Origin of the sequence: Paracoccus sp. (in: a-proteobacteria), assembly GCF_035556475.1 — a bacterium.
GTDB lineage: Bacteria > Pseudomonadota > Alphaproteobacteria > Rhodobacterales > Rhodobacteraceae > Paracoccus.
Genome location: NZ_DATMFA010000138.1, coordinates 17,369 through 38,531, shown reverse-complemented (window position 1 = coordinate 38,531; position 21,163 = coordinate 17,369). Strand labels below are relative to the sequence as shown.

Genomic DNA, 21,163 nt, shown 5'->3' with positions numbered 1-21,163 from the left:
CGCAAGCCGGCTCGCGACACCGATCCCCGCGCGGACCGCGGTTCCCGCCGCCTATTACATCCGCCTGCAACTGGCCGACAAGCCGGGCGCTTTGGCGAAGGTCGCGACGGTTCTGGGCGACAGCGGCATCTCAATCGACCGGATGCGGCAATACGGCCATGTCGACACGGCCGGCATCGCTCCGGTCCTGATCGTCACCCACAAGACCACGCCCGATGCCATCGACCATGCGATCGAAGCCCTGCCCCGCACCGGCGTCATCTCGGGCGAGCCGGTCGAGCTTCGGATCGAGGAGGTCTGACGCGAAGGGCGTCCCCGGACGCCCTAGCTCTGCGAGAGGTGGCGCAGGCCATGCGTCACGTCGGCGCGCACCGCCAGCCGCAACCCCGGCTCATCCCCCGCCCGCAGCGAGGCGAGGATGAGGCGGTGGTGGCGCGGCGGCTCGTGCCGCTTCACCCGGCCATAGAGCGCCCGCATCGTCGGACCAAGTTGCAGCCACACCGTCTCGAGGATCGCGAGCATCGCCGGGGCCTGCGCGCGCAGGTAGAGCGTGCGGTGAAACTCGAGGTTGGTGCGGATATAGCCCACGGCGTCATGCGCCTCGGCCGCCTCGCCGATCGCGGCATTGATCAGCGCGAGCCGGTCGATCAGCGCCAGATGGGCACGCGGCAGGGCGCGCGTTGCCAGTTCCGGCTCGATCAGGGCGCGCAGCGCGGCGAGTTCCTCGATCCGCTCGACCGACAGTTCCGGCGTCGAGATCCGGCCCGAGGAGGAGAGCGTCAGCGCGCCCTCGGCGACCAGACGCCGCACCGCCTCGCGCGCGGGGGTCATCGAGACGCGATGCTCGGCCGCAAGGCCACGCAGGGTCAGCGACAGGCCGGGCGGAAGCTCTCCCAGCATGATGCGACCGCGAAGGCTGCGATACACCCGCTCATGGGCGGAAATCTCGGTCGGGCGGAGGGGAGGCTTGCTCATGCCACATCTGTGATCACAAACGCGGGCGGCGTCAACCGCTCAGTCGCGGAAACGCCACGCCATCAGGTCATGGCCGTTCTGCTTGAGCCAATTGCGGTGGTGGCGATAGTCGGGAACCAGATGCGCCGTGGTGGCCCAGAACTCGTCCGAATGATCCATATGGGCGAGATGGGCGACTTCATGTGCCGCCACATAGTCCAGCACCGCCTGCGGCGCCATGGCCAGCCGCCATGAAAACATCAGCCGCCCGTCATGGGTGCAACTGCCCCAGCGCGAACGCGTATCGCGGAGCGAGATCGCGCGGAACTTCCGCCCGAGCCGCGCCGCATGACGGTCGCAGGCCGGAACCAGCCGGGCATGGGCGAGATGCTTGAGATAGGCCGCGACCACCACGCCGGCCGGGCGGCCATGCGGCACCAGCAATTGCCCACCCTCGACCCGAACCGCGCGGACCGGCGCCGGGGTGACGGTCAGCCCGAACCCCTCGACCGGAAGCAGCGCACCATGGCCGACGATGCTGGGCGGGGGCATCTTGGCGCGCACCTGACGCAGCCAGCCGGCGCGCGATTCCGCGAAGGCGCGCCCCTCGGTCAGGCTTGCGCGCAATGGCAGGGTCAGGACCACCTGCCCCTCGGCCCGCGTGACGCGCAATGTCATCCGCCTTGCCCGCGACGAGCGCCGCAGCAGAACCGGAATGTCGCCATCCACAAGGAACCTGTCGTCCTGCACCATCGTCCTCTTGAACCCGCCGCTGCCCGCCTTTACCTATTGCGCCTTGACCGGTGCCCGCCCGCAAGGGGAAAAGGCTTTGACAGCCTGCGACTCCTGTGGCAGGGGACAGCGGATTTACCTAACTGCGGCGGAAAGAGATTACCATGCCCAAAGAGGAATGGGGCACGAAGCGCCTGTGCCCCCACTGTGCGACCCGCTTTTACGACCTGACGAACGACCCGATGACCTGCCCGGCTTGCGGCAACGTTTTCTCGCTGGAAAGCCTGACCAACGGCCGCTCGCGCTCGCTGATCTCGGAGAAGGCCTCGACCCGTGGCGATGACCGGGCCGATATCGTCGATGACGAGGATCTGGACGATGACGCCGATACCGGCGATCTCGACGACGATCTGCTGGATGACGACGATGACGACGGCGACGTGTCGCTGGACGACATCGCCGATGTGCCGGATTCGGACGAGGACTAATCCCCTCCTCCGTCACAGGCGAACTTCGAGCCCCCGGCAGCAGGTCTGACCGGGGGTTTTGACTGCCGCCCGCGCATGAAAAAGGGCGCCCCCAGGGCGCCCTGCAACGTCATGGACCGGCGCTCAGGCCGCGCGGGAGATCAGGACCGCGTCGACCTTTTTCTGGGCCCCGGCCTCGTCGATGCCGCTGACGGCGGCGACTTCGCGGGTCAGGCGGTCAAGCGCGGCTTCGTAAAGCTGACGCTCGGAATAGGATTGCTCGCGCTGGTCGTCATTACGATGCAGGTCGCGCACGACCTCGGCAATCGACATCAGGTCGCCCGAGTTGATCTTCTGTTCGTATTCCTGTGCCCGGCGCGACCACATGGCGCGCTTCACGCGGGCCTTGCCCTTCAGCGTGGCAAGCGCCTGCTCCACCAGGTCGGGGGTCGAAAGTCCGCGCATTCCGATCTCGCTCGCGCGTGCGGTGGGGACGCGCAGGGTCATCTTGTCCTTCTCGAAGGAGATGACGAACATCTCGAGGCGCAGACCCGCAACCTCCTGCTCTTCGATCGAGACAATCCGGCCCACGCCATGGGTCGGATACACCACGAAATCATCGGGGCGGAATTCGGTCTTCTTGCTTTTCGACATAGAGCTTCCTTCACAGCGCCCGTCCACGGCGCAAAAAACCCCAAGGGCGGGCGGATCCCGACCCTCTGGGCAACCAGTGTTGAATATGCAGCCCAGCCGGGGCAGTCGGTTGGGCAGGCAGCATCCCCAAACAGGCCGTTGACACGACCGGCTCGGCGGTTATGTCATGTACATATCATAAATTCCGGCCGAAATCAAAGACGACCGCGTGCGGGGCCGCCTGTCTTTACAGATATGGGTATCGCCCGGGAATCTGGCGGTATTTCCGGCAGACTGCTGGTGTCGTCAGGGCGTCCCGACCTGTCGAATCGCCAGTCCGGGCACGGACTGACGCAAGGTCACGAGAAGTTCAATCTCCCTCGCCCGGCTCCGGCGAGAAGTATTTTTCCAGCTTTCCGGTCTGGCCATCCATCTCGGCATAGCCGGGCATCGGCTCTTTCTTGCGCGTGATCACAGGCCAGAGTTCCGAGTATTTCCGGTTGAACTCGACCCATTGGTCCATGTCCGGCTCGGTATCCGGGCGGATCGCGTCGGCGGGGCATTCCGGCTCACAGACGCCGCAATCGATGCATTCGTCCGGGTGAATGACCAGCGTGTTCTCGCCCTCGTAGAAACAGTCGACCGGGCAAACCTCGACGCAGTCGGTGTATTTGCACATGATGCAGTTATCGGTGACGACGTAGGTCATGGCGGCAAGCTATCCTGTTTCTCGACGGCTAGTTACGCCTGCGGCGCGGATCATTCAAGGCCGGGGATCCCGAAAAGACGGTCGTTGCGGGCTGGCCGGATGGGCAGGACGGACGTTTCGCGGAAGGGGCGCAGAAAGGAAACGGGTTCGCCGAACCCCGCCCCTCAGGCGTCGACTTCCTCGTAGAGGCCGGCCGCCTCGCTGGCCGGGCCGCGGCGCTCGCCCAGCATCAGCACCCGCAGCACCCGGACCCGCCCATGGGCCGAGACGGTGACGGTGTCGCCACCCCGGACGGTCTGGGCAGGCTTGGCGCAGGGATTGCCGTTCAGGCGTATGCCACCCTGGCCGATCGCATCGGCGGCCAGGGTGCGGGTCTTGAACAGCCTCGCGTGATGCAGCCAGCGATCCAGACGGATTCCGGCTGCAATCCCGCCCTCGCTCACGACTTGTTCTTGAGCGAGGCGAGAATGGCGAAGGGATTATCCGGGTCGATCTTCTTGTCGGCCTTGGGCGGGCGCGCCTCGAAGCTTTTGGGGCCTTCGTGGCGCGGCTTGCCCTTGGTCCCGTCATGCCGGAACTTGCCCTTCGGACCGCGATCCTGACGCTCGCCCCGGTTCTCGTCGCGGCGCTTGCCCTCGAAACGGTTCTCGCGCGGCTTGCCCTGCGGGGCCTCTCCGCCCGCATTGGCTTCGCGATCCCGGCGCGGGCCGCGTTCGCCCTGCGCCCGGCCCTGATGGCCGGTCCCGGCCGGACGCTCGCCCCCACGCTCGCCATTGCGTTCGGGACGGCGGTTGCCGCGCGGACGAGGCGCCCAGGTGAAGGTATAGAAAACCTCGGTCTCGGCGGGCGCTGCTGCTTCGGCGGTCTCGGCCCCTTCCTCGCCTTCTGCCACGACCTCCTCGGCCTTGCGGGCGGCCTGCTCGGCCTCCCACTTGGCGCGGGTCTCGGCGGCGAGGACGCTTTCCTCCTCGGTCAGCGGGTTCTCGCTTTCCAATGCCTCGGGGTCCACGGTCGGCACCGGAGCGGCCTCGGCCCGGGCCTTGGGACGCTCGCCCTTCTCGGCGCGATAGCCCAGACCCTGCATCAGGCCCGAGAACTGCTCGAGCGTCATGCCGGTGATCGACAGCATGTCCGGGCTCGCCTCGAAACCGGCGCGGCTGTCCTGCGTGCGCAGCATGTCGGCCAGCCGCTCGAGCATGTCGATGCGGATCGCGCGATCGCCAGCCGGGTGATAGCCCGACAGCGTGTAATAGCCCTTGGGCACGTCCGGCAGGTTCGGGATCGTCACCAGACCCGGCGGCGGGCTTTCAGGAAACTCGCCCAGCCCCTGATCGAGACCCCAGAGCACCAGACGCAGGCGCGTCGGCGCGGGTTTCAGCAACGCGGGCTGGAAGATGGTGAACTGGCCGAAGCGGACGCCATGCTTGCGCAGCAGGCCGCGCGCATCCTGATCCAGTTCCTTGACCTCGTTCGCGACACCCTCGCGCGGGATCACGCCCATGGCCTCGACCAGACGGAAGGCGAAGCCGCGGGCAAGCCCGGTCAGCGTCTCGTCATTCTTCAGCGTCAGCAGCGGCTCGAAGGCGGTCGCGACCTTGCGGTCGATGAAATGCTGCAGACGGCGGCGCACCTTCTCGACGATCTCGGGGCCGGCCTCTTCGTCCACGAAGGGCTCGACGCCGGGCTTCAATGCCTCGGACCCCTTGACCAGCTTGCCCACCGCCGAGCTGCCCCACATGAGGCCGCCCTGCTCGGTAAAGTCCAGCTCGGTATCGGGAGCGTTGTAGAACCTGTCGGCCCGAAGATGGAATTCGGGGCGCAAGGCCTCATAGGCGGCGCGGGTCAGCATCCGCGCCTCGTCCCCGGTCGCACTCGGATCGGCGCGGAAGCGGAAGCCTTCCAGACGGCCGGCGAATTCGCCCTCAACCGCCACTTCGCCCTTGTCGTTCACCTCGGCCAAAAGGCTCTCCTTCTGCTTGAGCCGGCGCAAGAGCACTGATGTGCGCCGGTCCACGAATCTTTGCGTCAATGCGGCATGCAGCGCATCCGACAAGCGATCTTCTACAGCGCGTGTCTCGGCGCGCCAATGGATTTCGTCCGAGACCCAGCCGCTACGCTGTGCGACATAGGTCCAGGTTCGGATATATGCCAGTCGTTTCGACAATGCGTCGATGTCGCCCTGAACCTTGTCGATACGCTCGATCTGTTTCGAAAGCCAGTCGCTCGGCACCGTGCCCTCCTGCAGGAAGCCGAGAATACGGGCAAGCAGGGTCGAATGTTCGGCCGGCGAGATGCCCCGGAAGTCGGGAATGCGGCAAACATCCCAGAGCAGGCGGATGTCCTTCGGATGCGTCACCCGGTCGCGGATCTCGGGCATCGAGGCCAGCGCCTTCAGCGCGCGCAGATCGTCCGCCTCGCGGCCGCGCGACAGCCATTCCGACTCGGGCGAGGTCTCGAGGCTCTGGGTCAGCCGCTCGATCGTGCCGAAGCTCAGCGCGGCATTGCGCCACATGAGGCGCTGGATCGGGGCGAATCGGTGGTTCTCGATGGCGTCGATCAGCCCCTCGTCCAGCGTTCCGGCATCGCCGGTGACGCCGAAGGTGCCCGGCTCGGTATGCCGCCCGGCGCGCCCGGCGATCTGACCAAGCTCATGCGGGAACAGCGGGCGATAGCGACGGCCATCGAATTTCTCGGTCCCCGAGAAGGCGACATGCCGGATGTCGAGATTGAGGCCCATGCCGATCGCATCGGTCGCGACAAGGAAATCGACCTCGCCCTGCTGATACATCGCGACCTGCGCATTGCGCGTCCGGGGCGACAGCGCGCCCATGACAACGGCGCAGCCGCCCTTCTGGCGGCGGATCAGCTCGGCCGTGGCATAGACCTCATCGGCCGAGAAGCAGACGATGGCGGAGCGCGGCGGCATCCGGCTGATCTTTTTCGATCCCGCCCATGTCAGGGTCGAGAACCGCTCGCGCCGCATGAACTGCACATTTGGCACCAGCGCCGCGATGGCCGGGCGCATGGTGTCGCTGCCAAGCAGCATGGTTTCGTGCTGGCCGCGCATGTTCAGCAACCGGTCGGTAAAGACGTGCCCGCGCTCGGGGTCGGCGCAAAGCTGGATCTCGTCGATGGCGACGAAATCGGCCCCGACCTCGGGCATGGCCTCGGTGGTCGCGACCCAATATTGCACGCGGTCGGGGACGATCCGCTCCTCGCCCGTGACCAGCGCCACGACCGAGGGGCCGCGCGCCTTCACGATGCGGTCATAGACCTCGCGCGCAAGCAGCCGCAGCGGCAGACCGATGACCCCGGTGCGATGCGCCAGCATCCGATCGATTGCGTAATGTGTCTTGCCAGTATTGGTCGGGCCGAGGACGGCCGTGACCCGTGATCTGTCCTGCATGTCAGGCGTCCGTGCCCTTCGTCTTGTCTTCCAGACGCTTCACGGCGTCCGCCGCATCCTCTTGATGCGGGTGGATCTTCAGGCTGGCGCGATACGCGCTGAGCGCGCGGGCGTCATCCCCCAATTCCTCGAACATGGCGCCAAGCTGTGTCAGCGCCGCGAAATGCCGCGGCTCAAGGGTCAGCACCCGGGCCATGTCGGCAATCGCCGGGCCGGTGCTGCCATGCAGATAAAAAGCCACCCCACGCAGATACCAGCCCGCAGCGAAGTCGGGGGCATGGTCGGTCAGCGCCGTCAGGTGGTCGATCGCGGTCGCGGTGTCCCCGGCATCGAGCGCCGCCTCGCCCCGCTTGTAAAGCAGGTCCATCGCGGCCGAGCCGGAGCGCGACCAGATCCGCAGGATGTCGCTTTCGACCCGTTGCCAGGCCTCGTCGCCGGGCACGGCAAGCTCGGTGAAAAGCAGATCGAGGTCCTCGCGCTGCTGAAGGCGCGCCTCGGCCGTCGGCTCCTCCGGCTCGGCCGGGGCAAGGCCGGTCTCCGGCTCGGCTGCGTCGGGAGAATCGGGATCGGGCGGCATGTCCTGCGACGGCGCGTCCCCGCCATCGGGAAGCGGCTGGGCGGGCATCGGCGCGGTCTGCGCAAGCGCCTGTCCTGCGGCCAGCGGCGAAAGGCAAAGCCCTGCCGCGACGGCAATATGGAAAAGGGGCCCTAGCCAACGCATATCCACTATGTAACTTTCCGCCCAACCCATTTCCAGACACAGACAGGGGAGAATTCCAGATGAGTAAAGTGGTCGATGCGGCCGTCGCCGCGCTGAGCCCGAAAGCCAAGGGCTTCGACGGCACCGCCAAATTCGTGATCGAGGGCGAGGGTTCGGTCTATATCGACGCCGACGGCGCCCGCGCCGCCGATGACGAGGCCGATGTGACCCTGACCGCCAGCCGCGAGACCTTCGAGGGGCTGCTGTCGGGCGACGTGAACCCCACCATGGCCTTCATGACCGGCAAGCTGAAGGTCGACGGCGCGATGGGCACCGCGATGAAGCTGGGCGCCCTGCTCGGCTGACCCGCGGCAGTCGCCTTGGAGCCCGCGCCCTTTCGGACCCTCGACGGCGACCCCGAACCTCTGGCCCGCGCCTTCTGGATGCGGGCCGAAGACGGGGTGCGGCTGCGGGCCGCGCATTGGCCGGCGACTTCGGGCGCTTCTCATGGCGCGGTCCTGCTGTTTCCCGGCAGGACCGAATATATCGAGAAATATGACCGCCTCGCCCGCGAACTGGGCGCGGCAGGGTTCGAAATCCTCTCCCTCGACTGGCGCGGACAGGGGTTGTCGGACCGGCTGATCGCCGATTACCGGCCCGGCCATGTCGGCAGCTTCGCGGATTACCAGCGCGACGTGGTCGAGCTTCTAGTCGCGGCGGGGGAACTGGATCTGCCCCGGCCCTGGCATCTTCTGGCGCATTCGATGGGTGGCGCCGTCGGATTTGCGGCCTTGCAGGACGGGCTTCCGGTCGCGAGTGTCGCTTTCTCGGCCCCGATGTTCGGGCTGCACCTGCGCCATCCCCTCCGCCTCCTCGCCGTCGTGATCACCGCTGCCGCCCGGCGCCTGCATTGGGACGAGCGTTGCGCCCTCGGATCGGGTGGCTATGAGCCGCTTGTCCTGAAGACCCCCTTCGAGCGGAACCTGCTGACCAGCGACGGCCCCAATTGGGCGCGCCTCGTGGCCGAGGCCGCCGCCTGGCCCGAGCTTTCGATCGGCGGCGTCACCTATCGCTGGCTGGGCGAGGCGCTGGCGGAATGCGTCCGCCTCTCGCGCCTGCCCTCGCCCGAACTGCCGGCCCTGATCGGGCTGGGCAGCGACGAGGCCGTGGTCTCCCCCGATGCCATAAGGGCGCGCATCGCCGCCTGGCCCGGCGCAAGGCTGATGGTCCTGCCCGGCGCAAGGCACGAACCGCTGATGGAGCGGGACAGCATCCGCACCCCCTTCCTGCGGGCGATACTCGACCATTTCGATGCGGCAGGGCGCCGCGCCTGACGCTTTCCCGCGCCGGACGGGTTGAAGCCCGCCGCCAGAGCAGCCAATTCTGAAAGCAATCGAAAGGACCGACCATGACGATCTCCGCCGCGATTCGCTTCCCTTCCCCCCTGCTCGGCCGCATCCCGCCCCGCGACGAGAACGCGCTGCCCGCTTCCGCCGCCAGTGTCGATCTCGGCACCCTGCCCGACTGGGATCTGACCGATCTCTATTCCGCGCCCGACGCGCCGGAGCTTGCCGCCGACCTCGAGGCGGTCCGCGTCGAATGCGGCCAGTTCGCTCGCGACTATGAAGGCCGCCTCGCCTCGCTCGACGGGCCGAAGATGCTGGAATGCATCGAACGCTATCAGCGGATCGACATTCTGACCGGCCGGATCATGTCCTATGCCGGGCTGCGCTATTACCAGAACACCACCGACGGGGCGCGCGCGAAGCTGTTGGGCGACCTTCAGGACCAGATCACCGAGCATACGACGAAGCTTGTCTTCTTCGGGCTGGAGTTCAACCGCATCAACGACGAACGCTATGAGGAGGTCTTTGCGGCCGAGGGCGGCCCCGTCCGCTACAAGCCCGTCTTCGACCGGATGCGCGCCATGCGCCCCTACCAGCTTTCGGACGAGCTTGAGCGCTTCCTGCACGACAATTCGGTCGTCGGCGCCGCCGCCTGGAACCGCCTTTTCGACGAGACCACCGCCGGCCTGACCTTCGACGTGAATGGCGAGGATCTGGGGATCGAGGCGACGCTGAACCTCCTGACCGACCACGACCGCGCCACGCGCGAGGCGGGCGCCCATGCGCTGGCCAAGGTCTTTCGCAAAAATATCAAGCTGTTTGCCCGCGTCCACAACACGCTCGCCAAGGAAAAGGCGATCGAGGACAAGTGGCGCAAGATGCCCACCCCGCAGACCGGGCGGCACCTGTCGAACCATGTCGAACCTGAAGTGGTCGAGGCTTTGCGGAACGCGGTGACCGCCGCCTATCCCCGCCTGTCCCATCGCTATTACCGGCTGAAGGCCAAATGGCTCGGCCTCGACAAGCTGCAGGTCTGGGACCGGAACGCGCCGCTCCCGACCGAGACGCCACGTCTGGTCGACTGGCCCGAAGCGCGGGCGACCGTCCTTGACGCCTATGCCGGCTTCTCGCCGAAGCTCGCCGAACTGGCCGAGCCTTTCTTCGACAAGGGCTGGATCGACGCGCGCGTGAAGCCCGGCAAGGCGCCGGGCGCCTTCGCGCATCCGACCGTGACGACGGTGCATCCCTATGTGCTGCTGAACTATCTCGGCAAGCCACGCGACGTGATGACGCTGGCGCATGAACTGGGCCACGGCGTCCACCAGCGCCTCGCCAGCGCGCAGGGCGAGCTGCTGGCCTCGACGCCCCTGACGCTGGCCGAGACGGCTTCGGTCTTTGGCGAGATGCTGACCTTCCGCGCGCTGCTAGCGAAGGCCACCGACCCGGCCGAGCGCAAGGCGCTGCTGGCCGGCAAGGTCGAGGACATGATCAACACGGTCGTGCGCCAGATCGCCTTCTACGACTTCGAATGCAAGCTGCACGCCGCGCGCGCCGAGGGCGAGTTGACGCCCGAGGACATCAACGCGCTCTGGATGTCGGTGCAGGCGGAAAGCCTGGGCGATGCGTTCGAGTTCATGCCGGGCTATGAGACGTTCTGGACCTATGTGCCGCATTTCGTGCACTCGCCCTTCTACGTCTACGCCTATGCCTTCGGCGACGGGCTGGTGAACGCGCTTTATGCCACCTACGAGGCCGGGCTGCCGGACTTCCAGTCGAAATATTTCGACCTGCTCGCCGCGGGCGGCTCCAAGCATCACAAGGAGTTGCTGGCGCCCTTCGGCCTCGACGCCTCGGACCCGGCCTTCTGGGATCGCGGCCTCGCGATGATCGAGGGCTTCATCGACGAGCTTGAGGCGATGGAGGCATGATCACCCTCGAGCCGCTGGCCCGGCACGAGTTCGACCGCGTCTCCCATATTCGCGTCGCGCCCGAGCAGGAGCCATTCTGCGGCTCGATCGCGACGCATTTCGCCATGGACGAACCGGGCTGCGATTTCAACATCGTGGCCCGCGACGGCGAGCCGGTCGGCTTCTTCAAGATCGACAGGGACTATCCGTCGCGCTACGAATTTGCCCAACCGGGAGAGATCGGGCTGCGCGGCATGATGATCGACCGGGACCAGCAGGGGCGCGGCACCGGAAAGGCCGCGATGCTGGCGCTGGGGCCCTACCTGACCCGGCGCTACCCCAAGGCGGGCATCTGTATCCTCACGGTCAATACCGTGAACCCGGCCGCCCGCGCGATCTATCTGGCAGGCGGGTTCGTCGATGACGGCGAGCTTTATCACGGTGGGAATGTCAGCGCCCAGCACATCCTCAGATTGAACCTGCGGAAATTCGCGGTCGCCTAGCCGGATCCTCTCGCCTATCCTGCCGCAAAATCGAAGTGGAAGGGAACGCCATGATCCGGCGCATGTTTTTCGGCCTGCTGGCCTTGATCCTAGTGGCGGCGGCCGTGGTCGCGATCTGGGGTCCGGCCTTCATGGAGCGCCGCCTGAACCCCGTGACCGGCCCGGCCGAGGGCTGGCCGGTCTCGCCGCAGGCGCAGGCGCTCCATGACAGTCTGGTGATCGGCGACTGGCATTCCGACGCGCTGCTCTGGGACCGCAATATCCTGCGGCGCGTCGATCGCGGCCATACCGACATTCCGCGCCTCGCCGAAGGCAATGTCGCCGTGCAGGTCTATACCACCGTCACGAAAAGCCCGCGCGGCCAGAACTACCAGCACAACACTGCCGAAGCGCCGGACAATATCACGCCGCTTTTCATCGGTCAGCTCCGGCCCGTCCCGAGCTGGTTCAGCCTCAAGGAGCGCGCGCTTGCACAGGCCGCCGCACTGGCCCGCGCGGCCGAACGCGCGCCGGAAGAAGTAATGGTGATCCGTTCAGAAGACGATCTGCAATACCTGCTGGAGGCCCGGCGAAACGGGGCACGGACCGTGGGCATCCTGCTCGGATCCGAGGGGGGCCATCCCCTCGAAGGAAATATCGACAATCTGCGCGTGCTTTACGGTGCGGGCTTCCGCCTGATCGGCCTCACGCATTTCTTCGACAATGAACTGGGCGGCAGCCTGCATGGCGAGGGCGGCCCGGATTCCGGCCTCAGCGATTTCGGGCATGAGGTCGTGCGCGAGATGCAGGAGCGGCGCATGATCATCGATCTTGCCCATGCCAGCCCCCAGATGGTCCGCGACGTTCTGGACATGCCGGGCACGCGGCCCATCATCTCGCATACCGGCATTGCGAGCCATTGCCCCAGCCCCCGCAACCTGCCCGACGATCTGGTCAAGGCCGTCGCCGCCAAGGGCGGGGTGATCGGGATCGGCTTCTGGGCCGATGTGGTCTGCGGCAACACCCCCGCCGACATTGCCGGTTCGATCAAGGCCGCGATTGCGCTGGTGGGCGAGGATCACGTCTCGCTCGGGTCGGATTACGACGGCTCGGTCGATGCGCCCTTCGATGTCTCGGACCTCGCCGTCCTGACGCAGGCATTGATGGATGCCGGGTTGAGCGATGAACAGATCGCCAAGGTCATGGGCGACAACATGATCCGCTATCTGTCCGAAACACTCTGACACCTGCCCAACAAACCGGAGGAGACCATGCTGACCATCTACGGTGTGACCCGTTCCCGCGCCTCGCGCATCGTCTGGCTCTGCCACGAACTCGGCCTGCCCTTCGAGCAGGTGCCGGTGATTCAGGCCTATCGCCTGCCCGATCCCGATGCGCCCGATGCGCCGCTGAACACCCATTCGGAAAGCTTCCTGCGCCTCTCGCCCGCGGGAGCCATCCCGGTCATGCGCGACGGCGCGCTGCTTTTGTCCGAGTCCCTCGCCTGCACCCTCTATCTGGCGCGGAAGCACGGCGAGCCCCTCGGCCCCATCGACGCGACCGAGGACGCGCTGATGATGCAATGGAGCTTCTATGCCGCCACCTCGGTCGAGCAGGATGCGCTGACGATCCTCTATCTTCACCGCGCGGGTCAGGCGCAGTCGGGCGCCGATCAGGCGGCCATCGCCAACGCCGCTGAACGGCTGGTCCGCCCCCTTGCCGTGATCGAGGACCATCTTGCCCGGAACGGCCATATCGTCGGCGGCCGCTTCACCGTGGCCGATATCAACGTGGCCGAGATCCTGCGCTATGCTCAGGGCTACGGGCCGCTCATGTCCGATTTCCCCGCGATCACCACCTGGCTTCAGGACTGCCAGTCCCGGCCCGGCTTCCAGCAGATGTGGCGCGACCGCCTGGCCGAGCCCGAGTGAGACCGGGCCGCAGGGACACTATCGGTTGCGGTTTTCGTTTCGCCCTCCGCTTCCCCTTGCCCCGACCGGCCACGGCATGAGATAAACCCAGCCCAGCAGAACAAGACGAGCAGACAAGATGGCAGACGATCTTTTTCCGGTGTCGGACAAGGCAACCGAGAGCTATTCGGCCTCGTCCATCGAGGTGCTCGAAGGGCTGGAGCCGGTCCGCAAGCGCCCCGGCATGTATATCGGCGGCACGGATGAGCGCGCGCTGCACCACCTCGTCGCCGAGATCCTCGACAACTCGATGGACGAGGCCGTGGCAGGTCATGCCAGCCGGATCGAGGTCGAGCTGCTCGCCGATTATTCGGTCGTGATCCGCGACAATGGCCGCGGCATCCCGATCGACCCGCATCCGAAATTCCCCGGCAAATCCGCGCTGGAAGTGATCCTCTGCACGCTGCACGCGGGGGGCAAGTTCTCGGGCGATGCCTATCAGACCTCGGGCGGGTTGCACGGCGTCGGCGCCTCGGTCGTGAACGCGCTCTCGGACAGCATGATCGTCCAGGTCGCGCGGAACCGCGAACTGTTCGAGCAGCGCTTTTCGCGCGGGATCCCGCAGGGTCCGGTCGAAAAGATCGGCGCCGCCCCGAACCGGCGCGGCACCACCGTCACCTTCCATGCTGACGAGCAGATCTTCGGCCATCACCGCTTCAAGCCCGCGCGGCTGATCAAGATGGTGAAATCCAAGGCCTATCTGTTCTCGGGCGTCGAGATCCGCTGGAAATCCGAGGTCGAGGATGGCGAGACCCCGCTCGAGGCGACCTTCCATTTCCCCGGCGGCCTTGCCGACTATCTGACCGAGACGCTGGGCAAATCCTCGACCTATGCCGACCGCCCCTTCGCGGGCAGCGTCGATTTCAAGGAAAAGTTCAGCGTCCCCGGCAAGGTCGACTGGGCGATCAACTGGACCCCTGCCCGCGACGGCTTCATCCAGTCCTATTGCAACACGGTCCCCACGCCCGAGGGCGGCACGCATGAGGCCGGGTTCTGGTCCGCGATCCTCAAGGGCATCCGCGGCTATGGCGAGCTGATCAACAACAAGAAGGCCGCGAACATCACGCGCGAGGATCTGCTGACCGGCGGCTGCGCGCTGGTTTCCTGTTTCATCCGCGAGCCGGAATTCGTCGGCCAGACCAAGGACCGCCTCGCCACGACCGAGGCCGCGCGCCTGGTCGAGGGCGCGGTGCGCGACCATTTCGACAACTGGTTGGCGGCCGATACGAAATCGGCGGGCGCGATCCTCGATTTCCTGATCCTGAGGGCCGAGGAGCGGCTGCGCCGCAAGCAGGAAAAGGAAACCGCCCGGAAATCCGCGACCAAGAAGCTGCGCCTGCCCGGCAAGCTGGTCGACTGCTCGGCCACCAATCGCGAGGGGACCGAGCTTTTCATCGTCGAGGGCGATTCGGCAGGCGGCAGCGCCAAGATGGCGCGCGAACGCCAGACCCAGGCCCTGCTGCCCCTGCGCGGCAAGATCCTGAACGTGCTGGGCGCGGCCTCCTCGAAGCTGGGTTCGAACCAGGAGATCAACGACCTCTGCCAGGCGCTTGGCGTCAGCATGGGGTCGAAGTTCAATGTCGAGGATCTGCGCTACGACAAGATCATCATCATGACCGATGCCGATGTCGACGGCGCGCATATCGCCTCGCTGCTGATGACCTTCTTCTTCACCCAGATGCGGCCGCTGATCGACAAGGGCCACCTCTACCTCGCCTGCCCGCCGCTCTATCGCCTGACGCAAGGCGCGCATCGCGTCTATGTCGCCGACGACGCCGAGAAGGAGGCGATGCTCGCCAAGGGCCTTGGCGGTCGCGGCAAGATCGACGTGCAGCGCTTCAAGGGTCTGGGCGAGATGGACGCCAAGGATCTGAAGGACACGACGATGAACCCCAAGACGCGCAAGCTGATCCGGGTCTCGATCGACGAGGACGAGGGCGGCGAAACCGGCGATCTGGTCGAGCGCCTGATGGGCAAGAAACCCGAGCTGCGGTTTCAGTTCATCCAGGAGAATGCGCAGTTTGCGGATACGGAGAATTTGGACGTTTGAGGGGGGGTGGCCCGGGCCTCCGGCGGCTTCCTTTTTTGAGCATTACCGCGCTGGATGCGCGTGGAATGCCAGCGTTGATCCGTGTCGCGTCGCTTCCCAGCGGCGTTGATAGAACCCGCACCGGCGAGGCCTATGCATGGAGCGCCCCCTAACTGCTGCCCTCGGCTGTAGCTCATAGGGACTTCTCGGTCCATGGACATTGCCGCCATTCGTTGCGACGACCCTGGATGACGATATTTGCAAAAGTGATCAGGGAACCAGTCCCTTGCAGGCCCAGGCCGTGCTTGTAAAAGAGCGTGCCCCGTCTGGCCTTCCAGCTTCATATGCCGCTCGCATGGTCGTGGTCGCCTGCTGCCGCTCCTCATCCGAGAGAGCATCGATCAGCCTCCCGAACGGACCCTCTCCCGCAGCGACCGGCAGCCAGAAATCGTCGAAATTCCGGTAGTTCATGCGGATCGTCAGTTCGGTCTCCTGAATATCCTCCAAGCCGCCTGAAATGAACGCACGCCCAAGTTCGCCCGGCTGCGTCATTGGGTGAAAGCAGTAGCGGGTGCGAAACGCCTCTGCTTTCGGAATGATGGCCGCGATGGAATCGACAAGCATGCGCATCACCGGCATACCGCCCGCATGGTCCCAGACTGCGGCGGCCACCACGCCAGCGGGCCGGACGACGCGCCGCATTTCGGCAATGGCCTTGTCGGCGTCGGAAACGAAATGCAGCACAAGCAGCGAAAATATGCGATCAAACTCGTGATCCTGGAAAGGAAGCGCTTGCGCATCTCCTTCACGAACTGCAACACGCGGGTCAATATTCCGCGCTCGCACTTCGTCTACGAAAAGCGGAGAAATATCAATCGCTTCGATGCGGGACAAGAGCGGAATATTTGACAGTTCGAAAGTCAGGCTACCCGTGCCACAACCGACGTCCAGCACGGCGTCACCATCGGCCAAGCCAGCAAACTCTATAAACAGCGGCGCAAGCTTCCGGCTCCAGCGCCCCATCAGCTGATCGTAAGCCGAGGGCTTGTGAACATTGAAGGTCGTGCTCATTCCGCGCTCCCTTTACTCAATATGAGTCCACATTTTACACCCTGGGTCTCACCTCGCAAAGTGTCCCTAAAACCGCATCCCCACGCTGAAGCTCGCCCCCTCGCTCCCGATCCCGAAACTCGCGGCTCCGAAGCTGAACCCGATTAGCGCGCCGGTCCAGACCTGCTCGGGGGTATGTTCACCTGCATGGACGCGGCTCCAGCCGGTCAGGCCCGCCGCGCCATAGGCCAAGGCCCCCGCAGCCGCCTCGTCCTCGAAACATTTCCCCGCGAGGTCCGAAGCCCCGAAAAACGCGGCGGCGGTATGGCCTGACGGAAAGCCCTTGCCCTCGCCCGAGGGGCGGCGCGCGATCGGCTGGCCGTCGAAATACTGCTTCATGCCCCAGACCAAGGCCGCCTGCAGGACGCCGCGCACCGCGAAATCCTCCAGCCGGTCCTGATCCGCCGCGCAGGCCGCCGCCGCGAGGGGGAGGCCGTATTTCATCGCCGTGCCAAATTGCTCGAACGGGTCCGCCGCCGCAGGCGCGGCCAGACCCAGCGCACAGATCGCCGCAACTGCCTTCATGCCGTCCTCCCGATCATCCGCCCTTCGCCCTTTCTACAGCCGGTCGCCCCGCGCTGCACAGATGCCGATGATATCGGCAGGGGCGCATCAGGTTACTCGCCCAGGCGGATCACCCGGTCCATGCGCCCGGCCAGCTCCATGTTATGGGTCGCGATCAGCGCCGAAAGGCCGGTATCGCGCACCAGCGCCATCAGCACGTCAAAGACCTTGTCCGAGGTCGCCGGATCAAGGTTGCCGGTCGGCTCGTCCGCGAGAAGCAGCGCGGGCTGGTTCGCGAGCGCGCGGCAGAAGGCGACGCGCTGCTGCTCTCCCCCCGACAGCTGACCCGGACGATGATCGGCGCGATGCGAGAGGCCAACACGGCCCAGCAGTTCCGTCGCGCGGGCCTTCGCCGCGGCATCTGGAACCCGGTTGGCAAGCTGCGGCAGGACGATGTTCTCGGCCGCCGTGAATTCGGGCAGCAGGTGGTGGAATTGATAGACGAAGCCCAGCTTCTCGCGTCGCGCCTCGGTCCGGGCACGGTCGCCCTGCCCGCTCATGTCGCGGCCGTCCAGCAGGACGCGCCCGCTATCCGCCGTATCGAGAAGCCCCGCGATATGCAGGAGCGTCGATTTCCCCGCCCCGGAGGGCGCGACCAGCGCCACGACCTCGCCCCGCCCCACGGTCAGGGAAAGGTCATGCAGCACCGGGACGGGCGCCGGCCCGCCCTTGCCATAGGTCTTGGAAATCCCGTCAAGGACCAGAACGTCACTCATAGCGCAGGGCCTCCACCGGGTTCATGCGGGCCGCCCGCCGCGCGGGAAAGATCGTGACGACAAAGGACAGGAACAGCGACAGGCCGACCGCCTTGGCAATGTCGACAAGGCGCAGCTTGGCCGGAAGCTCATAGATGCCGCGCACCGCAGGATCCCACGCCCCCCCGCCCGAGAACCAGTTCACGAAGCTCATGATATGATCGACATTCAGCGCGAAAAGGACGCCGAGGATCACCCCGGCAATGGTGCCGATGACGCCGGTGAAGGCGCCGCAGAGGAAGAAGATCCGCAGCACCGCGCCCTCGGTCAGGCCCATGGTGCGCAGGATGCCGATGTCGCGGCCCTTGTTCTTGACCAGCATGATCAGCCCCGAGGTGATGTTCATGGAGGCGATCAGCACCAGGATCGAGAGGATGATGAACATCACGTCATCCTCGACATCCAGCGCCTTCAGGAACGAGCCGGAGGCGTCGCGCCAGGTCCAGATCTGCGCCCGCTCGCCCGCGGCCTCCAGCAGCGGCTGCGTCCAGTCGTCGATGCGTTCCGGGTCATCGACAAAGACCTCGATCTCGTCCGCGACGCCCTCGCGGTTGAAATAGTTCTGCGCCTCGGCCATCGGCATGTAGATGCGGGTGCGGTCGATGTCATAGCGCCCGGCGGTGAAGACATAGGCGACCTCGTAGGATTCGACGCGGGGCGTCGTCCCTACGGCGGTCTGCGCCCCGTCGGGCGAGATCAGGCGTACCCGATCGCCCACCCCCACGCCAAGCTCGCGCGCGAGGCCCGAGCCGATGGCGATGCCCCTATCGAAATCGTTGATATTGCCCATCCCGGTTTCCGGGTCGGCAATGCGCGGGATCGCCTTCAGCGCATAGAGGCTGAGGCCATAGACCTCGGCCACGTTATTCGCGTCGTTCTGGCTGGCCATCACCTGCCCGCGCACGACCGGCGTGGCGCGGGTGACGCCCGGCAGCGCCGCCATCTTTGCGGACAGCGCGTCGTAATCCTCGATCCGGCCGGGGGTGACGTAGTTTTCCTCGGTCAGCTCGTTATAGAACGAGGTCGGGGCGTAATAGACCGTGCTATGCGCGTTCGCGCCAAGGATGGTGTCGACGAACTCGGCCCGGAAGCCGGTGCGCACGGCCAGCGTGGCGATCAGCGCCATGACGCCCAGCGTGATCCCGATCAGGCTGATCCATGTCATCACGCTGACCCCGCCCTCGGACCGGCGGGCGCGCAGATAGCGCCAGGCGATCATGAATTCGTAACGCGAGAACGGAGCCGGGCTTGCCATCGATCACCTGTCTGTCGGGTCGGAACTGATTGGCGCGTCGCGCCCGATATTGCAAGCCAACAACAGTGTGACCTAAAGCGGACCGGGCCGGCGCTCCTCGGACAGCATGACGTTCGCCTCGACCTGTCCGATGCCCGGCAGGGTCATGATCCGGCGCCGCAGGATGCGTTCGAAATCAGCGATGTCGCGGGCGCGGACCCGCAAGCGATAGTCGAATTGGCCCAGGACGTGCTGGACCGTCTGCACCTCGGGGATGGCGGTCACGGCGCGCTCGAAATCCTCAAGGCTGGCGCGGCCCTTGGCGGCAAGGCGGATGCCAAGGAAAACCGTGACGCCAAAGCCGAGGGCCGCCTCATCGACCACGATGCGGCGGCCCGCGATCACGCCGGCATCGGTCAGGCGCTTGATCCGTCGCCATGTCGCTGGCTGGGTCATCCCCAGCGCCCGCCCGACCTCGGCCGCGCTGCGCGTCGCATCCTCGGCCAGCAGGCGCAGGATCGCCAGATCGGTGGCGTCAGGGGAAAAAGCAGCATCGCTCACAGCGAAAGCTCCTGCACGTCCTTGATGGTGCTGACCAGCATCAGCGCATCGGAATCCGAAACATGCGGCAGGGTCAGGATGCTGTCGCGGTAAAGATCCTGCCAATGCGCCATGTCCCGCGCGATGACCGACAGCCGCAGGTCGACCGAGCCGAGGAAGGTCTGGATTTCCGTCACCTCGGGCACCTTGCGGGCGGCAGCAACGAAATTGTCGAAGGCGCGCGGCTCGGTCTTGTCGAGGGTGAAGCGCAGGCTGACCTGCACCTCATAGCCCAGCTTGCGCCAGTCGATCCGGCTCTCGATCGCGCGGATCACGCCGGTTTCGCGCATCCGGTCAAGACGCCGCCACAGGCTTGCCGGCGTCACGCCGGCACGTTCGGCCAGTTCGGCATTGCCGATCTCGGGGTCCAGAAGAAGTTGGCGCAGGATGCGTCGGTCAGTCGCGTCGGGCATGATTTTCTCACCTTGCCTCGCAACATGGCATGATTTTCGCGAATATTCCAGAACCAATGGGAAGATTGCACAAAATTGGCGGAGAGTCCTTGCTACAACCGCCCCATCGGAATGAGGAGAGACTCTGATGCGCGTTTACTATGATCGCGACTGCGATGTGAACCTGATCAAGGACAAGAAAATCGCCATGCTGGGCTATGGCAGCCAAGGCCACGCCCATGCCCTGAACCTGCGCGACTCGGGCGCGAAGAACGTCGTCGTCGCGCTTCGCGAAGGCTCGCCCTCGGCCGCGAAGGCCGAAGCCGAAGGCCTGAAGGTCATGGGCATCGCCGAAGCCGCCGCATGGGCCGATCTGGTCATGTTCACCATGCCCGACGAGCTTCAGGCCGAAACCTATCGCAAATACGTCCATGACAATATCCGCGAAGGCGCGGCGATTGCCTTTGCCCACGGCCTGAACGTGCATTTCGGCCTGATCGAGCCGAAGCCCGGCGTCGACGTCATCATGATGGCTCCGAAAGGCCCCGGCCACACGGTTCGCGGCGAATATGTCAAGGGCGGCGGCGTCCCCTGCCTCGTGGCGGTTCACCACGACGCGACCGGCAAGGCGATGGATATCGGCCTTTCCTATTGCTCGGCGATCGGCGGCGGCCGCTCGGGCATCATCGAGACGAACTTCCGTCAGGAATGCGAAACCGACCTGTTCGGCGAGCAGGCCGTTCTGTGCGGCGGTCTGGTCGAACTGATCCGCATGGGCTTCGAAACCCTGGTCGAAGCCGGCTACGAGCCGGAAATGGCCTATTTCGAGTGCCTGCACGAAGTGAAGCTGATCGTCGACCTGATCTATGAAGGCGGCATCGCGAACATGAACTACTCGATCTCGAACACCGCCGAATATGGCGAATATGTCTCGGGTCCGCGCATCCTGCCCTACGAGGAAACCAAGGCCCGCATGAAAGCCGTGCTGACCGACATCCAGACCGGCAAGTTCGTGCGCGACTTCATGCAGGAAAACGCCGTTGGCCAGCCCTTCTTCAAGGCGACCCGTCGCATCAACGACGAACACCAGATCGAGAAGGTCGGCGAGAAGCTGCGCGCCATGATGCCCTGGATCTCCAAGGGCAAGATGGTCGACAAGGCCCGCAACTAAGA

General features: G+C 65.7%; 23 protein-coding genes. 10 read left to right on the top strand and 13 right to left on the bottom strand.

Annotated features, from left to right (window positions below; genetic code table 11):
- Nucleotides 1–301: ACT domain-containing protein (locus VNQ78_RS19560; protein ID WP_325693053.1), on the top strand; the 301-nt coding region annotated here is incomplete at its 5' end.
- A gap of 23 nt (nucleotides 302–324) precedes the next feature.
- On the opposite strand, the gene VNQ78_RS19555 is transcribed toward VNQ78_RS19560, so the two are convergent.
- Together VNQ78_RS19555 and VNQ78_RS19550 are read right to left on the bottom strand one after the other, a co-directional pair.
- A complete protein-coding gene (locus VNQ78_RS19555; RefSeq protein WP_325693050.1) occupies nucleotides 325–975 on the bottom strand; it encodes a GntR family transcriptional regulator in 651 nt (216 codons plus the stop codon).
- 39 nt (nucleotides 976–1,014) lie between these two features.
- Nucleotides 1,015–1,707: a M48 family metallopeptidase gene (locus VNQ78_RS19550; RefSeq protein WP_414694116.1), complete on the bottom strand. Its 693-nt coding sequence runs from the start codon at nucleotides 1,705–1,707 to the stop codon at nucleotides 1,015–1,017.
- 143 nt (nucleotides 1,708–1,850) lie between these two features.
- On the opposite strand from VNQ78_RS19550, the gene VNQ78_RS19545 reads away from it, so the two are divergent.
- Nucleotides 1,851–2,174: an FYDLN acid domain-containing protein gene (locus VNQ78_RS19545; protein WP_325693044.1), complete on the top strand. Its 324-nt coding sequence runs from the start codon at nucleotides 1,851–1,853 to the stop codon at nucleotides 2,172–2,174.
- A 123-nt stretch (nucleotides 2,175–2,297) separates the two neighbouring features.
- On the opposite strand, the gene VNQ78_RS19540 is transcribed toward VNQ78_RS19545, so the two are convergent.
- The 5 genes from VNQ78_RS19540 to VNQ78_RS19520 all read right to left on the bottom strand — a co-directional run bounded on the left by VNQ78_RS19540 (nucleotide 2,298) and on the right by VNQ78_RS19520 (nucleotide 7,622).
- Nucleotides 2,298–2,807: a CarD family transcriptional regulator gene (locus VNQ78_RS19540; RefSeq protein WP_325693041.1), complete on the bottom strand. Its 510-nt coding sequence runs from the start codon at nucleotides 2,805–2,807 to the stop codon at nucleotides 2,298–2,300.
- 349 nt (nucleotides 2,808–3,156) lie between these two features.
- On the bottom strand, nucleotides 3,157–3,495 hold the full coding sequence (gene fdxA, locus VNQ78_RS19535; RefSeq protein ID WP_325693038.1) for a ferredoxin FdxA: 339 nt from the start codon (nucleotides 3,493–3,495) through the stop codon (nucleotides 3,157–3,159).
- 164 nt (nucleotides 3,496–3,659) lie between these two features.
- On the bottom strand, nucleotides 3,660–3,938 hold the full coding sequence (locus VNQ78_RS19530) for an RNA-binding S4 domain-containing protein (protein WP_325693035.1): 279 nt from the start codon (nucleotides 3,936–3,938) through the stop codon (nucleotides 3,660–3,662).
- Complete coding sequence (locus VNQ78_RS19525) at nucleotides 3,935–6,901, bottom strand: helicase-related protein (protein ID WP_325693032.1); 2,967 nt, start codon at nucleotides 6,899–6,901, stop codon at nucleotides 3,935–3,937. Before VNQ78_RS19525 ends, VNQ78_RS19530 begins: the two co-directional genes overlap by 4 nt.
- A 1-nt stretch (nucleotide 6,902) precedes the next feature.
- The gene (locus tag VNQ78_RS19520; RefSeq protein ID WP_325693056.1) at nucleotides 6,903–7,622 is read right to left on the bottom strand and encodes a tetratricopeptide repeat protein; all 720 of its coding nucleotides are present in this window, start codon (nucleotides 7,620–7,622) and stop codon (nucleotides 6,903–6,905) included.
- Between the two features lie 59 nt (nucleotides 7,623–7,681).
- Between VNQ78_RS19520 and VNQ78_RS19515 the strand changes: the two genes are divergently transcribed.
- From VNQ78_RS19515 to parE, 7 genes are all read left to right on the top strand, one after another.
- Nucleotides 7,682–7,966, top strand: a complete 285-nt coding sequence (locus VNQ78_RS19515; protein WP_325693029.1) for an SCP2 sterol-binding domain-containing protein — start codon at nucleotides 7,682–7,684, stop codon at nucleotides 7,964–7,966.
- 15 nt (nucleotides 7,967–7,981) lie between these two features.
- Nucleotides 7,982–8,935: an alpha/beta hydrolase gene (locus tag VNQ78_RS19510; RefSeq protein ID WP_325693026.1), complete on the top strand. Its 954-nt coding sequence runs from the start codon at nucleotides 7,982–7,984 to the stop codon at nucleotides 8,933–8,935.
- A 74-nt stretch (nucleotides 8,936–9,009) separates the two neighbouring features.
- Entirely contained in the window at nucleotides 9,010–10,875 is a 1,866-nt protein-coding gene (locus tag VNQ78_RS19505; protein WP_325693023.1) for a M3 family oligoendopeptidase, read from the top strand.
- A complete protein-coding gene (locus tag VNQ78_RS19500; protein ID WP_325693020.1) occupies nucleotides 10,872–11,357 on the top strand; it encodes a GNAT family protein in 486 nt (161 codons plus the stop codon). Before VNQ78_RS19505 ends, VNQ78_RS19500 begins: the two co-directional genes overlap by 4 nt.
- A gap of 50 nt (nucleotides 11,358–11,407) precedes the next feature.
- Entirely contained in the window at nucleotides 11,408–12,580 is a 1,173-nt protein-coding gene (locus tag VNQ78_RS19495; RefSeq protein WP_325693017.1) for a dipeptidase, read from the top strand.
- 27 nt (nucleotides 12,581–12,607) lie between these two features.
- Nucleotides 12,608–13,267, top strand: coding sequence for a glutathione S-transferase family protein (locus tag VNQ78_RS19490; protein ID WP_325693014.1), 660 nt, complete (start codon nucleotides 12,608–12,610; stop codon nucleotides 13,265–13,267).
- Between the two features lie 118 nt (nucleotides 13,268–13,385).
- Nucleotides 13,386–15,356: a DNA topoisomerase IV subunit B gene (parE, locus tag VNQ78_RS19485; protein ID WP_325693012.1), complete on the top strand. Its 1,971-nt coding sequence runs from the start codon at nucleotides 13,386–13,388 to the stop codon at nucleotides 15,354–15,356.
- A 249-nt stretch (nucleotides 15,357–15,605) separates the two neighbouring features.
- Here parE and VNQ78_RS19480 read toward each other — a convergent pair whose 3' ends face one another.
- The 6 genes from VNQ78_RS19480 to VNQ78_RS19455 all read right to left on the bottom strand — a co-directional run bounded on the left by VNQ78_RS19480 (nucleotide 15,606) and on the right by VNQ78_RS19455 (nucleotide 20,011).
- Complete coding sequence (locus VNQ78_RS19480; RefSeq protein WP_325693010.1) at nucleotides 15,606–16,406, bottom strand: class I SAM-dependent methyltransferase; 801 nt, start codon at nucleotides 16,404–16,406, stop codon at nucleotides 15,606–15,608.
- A 66-nt stretch (nucleotides 16,407–16,472) separates the two neighbouring features.
- Complete coding sequence (locus tag VNQ78_RS19475; protein WP_325693007.1) at nucleotides 16,473–16,970, bottom strand: phosphatase PAP2 family protein; 498 nt, start codon at nucleotides 16,968–16,970, stop codon at nucleotides 16,473–16,475.
- A gap of 92 nt (nucleotides 16,971–17,062) precedes the next feature.
- The gene (locus VNQ78_RS19470; protein WP_325693004.1) at nucleotides 17,063–17,725 is read right to left on the bottom strand and encodes an ABC transporter ATP-binding protein; all 663 of its coding nucleotides are present in this window, start codon (nucleotides 17,723–17,725) and stop codon (nucleotides 17,063–17,065) included.
- Nucleotides 17,718–19,019, bottom strand: a complete 1,302-nt coding sequence (locus VNQ78_RS19465; RefSeq protein ID WP_325693000.1) for a lipoprotein-releasing ABC transporter permease subunit — start codon at nucleotides 19,017–19,019, stop codon at nucleotides 17,718–17,720. Before VNQ78_RS19465 ends, VNQ78_RS19470 begins: the two co-directional genes overlap by 8 nt.
- A gap of 72 nt (nucleotides 19,020–19,091) precedes the next feature.
- The gene (locus tag VNQ78_RS19460) at nucleotides 19,092–19,559 is read right to left on the bottom strand and encodes an Lrp/AsnC family transcriptional regulator (RefSeq protein WP_325692997.1); all 468 of its coding nucleotides are present in this window, start codon (nucleotides 19,557–19,559) and stop codon (nucleotides 19,092–19,094) included.
- A complete protein-coding gene (locus tag VNQ78_RS19455) occupies nucleotides 19,556–20,011 on the bottom strand; it encodes an Lrp/AsnC family transcriptional regulator (protein WP_325692995.1) in 456 nt (151 codons plus the stop codon). Before VNQ78_RS19455 ends, VNQ78_RS19460 begins: the two co-directional genes overlap by 4 nt.
- Before the next feature lie 127 nt (nucleotides 20,012–20,138).
- Between VNQ78_RS19455 and ilvC the strand changes: the two genes are divergently transcribed.
- On the top strand, nucleotides 20,139–21,161 hold the full coding sequence (ilvC, locus tag VNQ78_RS19450) for a ketol-acid reductoisomerase (RefSeq protein WP_325692992.1): 1,023 nt from the start codon (nucleotides 20,139–20,141) through the stop codon (nucleotides 21,159–21,161).
- The last annotated feature ends 2 nt before the right edge of the window (nucleotides 21,162–21,163 follow it).

Coding starts and splice junctions, on each gene's coding strand:
- parE (WP_325693012.1), top strand. CDS start 13,386: ATGGCAGACGATCTTTTTCCGGTGTCGGACAAGGCAACCGAGAGCTAT.
- VNQ78_RS19550 (WP_414694116.1), bottom strand. CDS start 1,707: ATGGTGCAGGACGACAGGTTCCTTGTGGATGGCGACATTCCGGTTCTG.
- VNQ78_RS19555 (WP_325693050.1), bottom strand. CDS start 975: ATGAGCAAGCCTCCCCTCCGCCCGACCGAGATTTCCGCCCATGAGCGG.
- VNQ78_RS19490 (WP_325693014.1), top strand. CDS start 12,608: ATGCTGACCATCTACGGTGTGACCCGTTCCCGCGCCTCGCGCATCGTC.
- VNQ78_RS19470 (WP_325693004.1), bottom strand. CDS start 17,725: ATGAGTGACGTTCTGGTCCTTGACGGGATTTCCAAGACCTATGGCAAG.
- VNQ78_RS19480 (WP_325693010.1), bottom strand. CDS start 16,406: ATGAGCACGACCTTCAATGTTCACAAGCCCTCGGCTTACGATCAGCTG.
- VNQ78_RS19520 (WP_325693056.1), bottom strand. CDS start 7,622: ATGCGTTGGCTAGGGCCCCTTTTCCATATTGCCGTCGCGGCAGGGCTT.
- VNQ78_RS19540 (WP_325693041.1), bottom strand. CDS start 2,807: ATGTCGAAAAGCAAGAAGACCGAATTCCGCCCCGATGATTTCGTGGTG.
- VNQ78_RS19465 (WP_325693000.1), bottom strand. CDS start 19,019: ATGGCAAGCCCGGCTCCGTTCTCGCGTTACGAATTCATGATCGCCTGG.
- VNQ78_RS19455 (WP_325692995.1), bottom strand. CDS start 20,011: ATGCCCGACGCGACTGACCGACGCATCCTGCGCCAACTTCTTCTGGAC.
- VNQ78_RS19475 (WP_325693007.1), bottom strand. CDS start 16,970: ATGAAGGCAGTTGCGGCGATCTGTGCGCTGGGTCTGGCCGCGCCTGCG.
- VNQ78_RS19505 (WP_325693023.1), top strand. CDS start 9,010: ATGACGATCTCCGCCGCGATTCGCTTCCCTTCCCCCCTGCTCGGCCGC.
- VNQ78_RS19525 (WP_325693032.1), bottom strand. CDS start 6,901: ATGCAGGACAGATCACGGGTCACGGCCGTCCTCGGCCCGACCAATACT.
- VNQ78_RS19545 (WP_325693044.1), top strand. CDS start 1,851: ATGCCCAAAGAGGAATGGGGCACGAAGCGCCTGTGCCCCCACTGTGCG.
- VNQ78_RS19495 (WP_325693017.1), top strand. CDS start 11,408: ATGATCCGGCGCATGTTTTTCGGCCTGCTGGCCTTGATCCTAGTGGCG.
- VNQ78_RS19515 (WP_325693029.1), top strand. CDS start 7,682: ATGAGTAAAGTGGTCGATGCGGCCGTCGCCGCGCTGAGCCCGAAAGCC.
- ilvC (WP_325692992.1), top strand. CDS start 20,139: ATGCGCGTTTACTATGATCGCGACTGCGATGTGAACCTGATCAAGGAC.
- VNQ78_RS19500 (WP_325693020.1), top strand. CDS start 10,872: ATGATCACCCTCGAGCCGCTGGCCCGGCACGAGTTCGACCGCGTCTCC.
- fdxA (WP_325693038.1), bottom strand. CDS start 3,495: ATGACCTACGTCGTCACCGATAACTGCATCATGTGCAAATACACCGAC.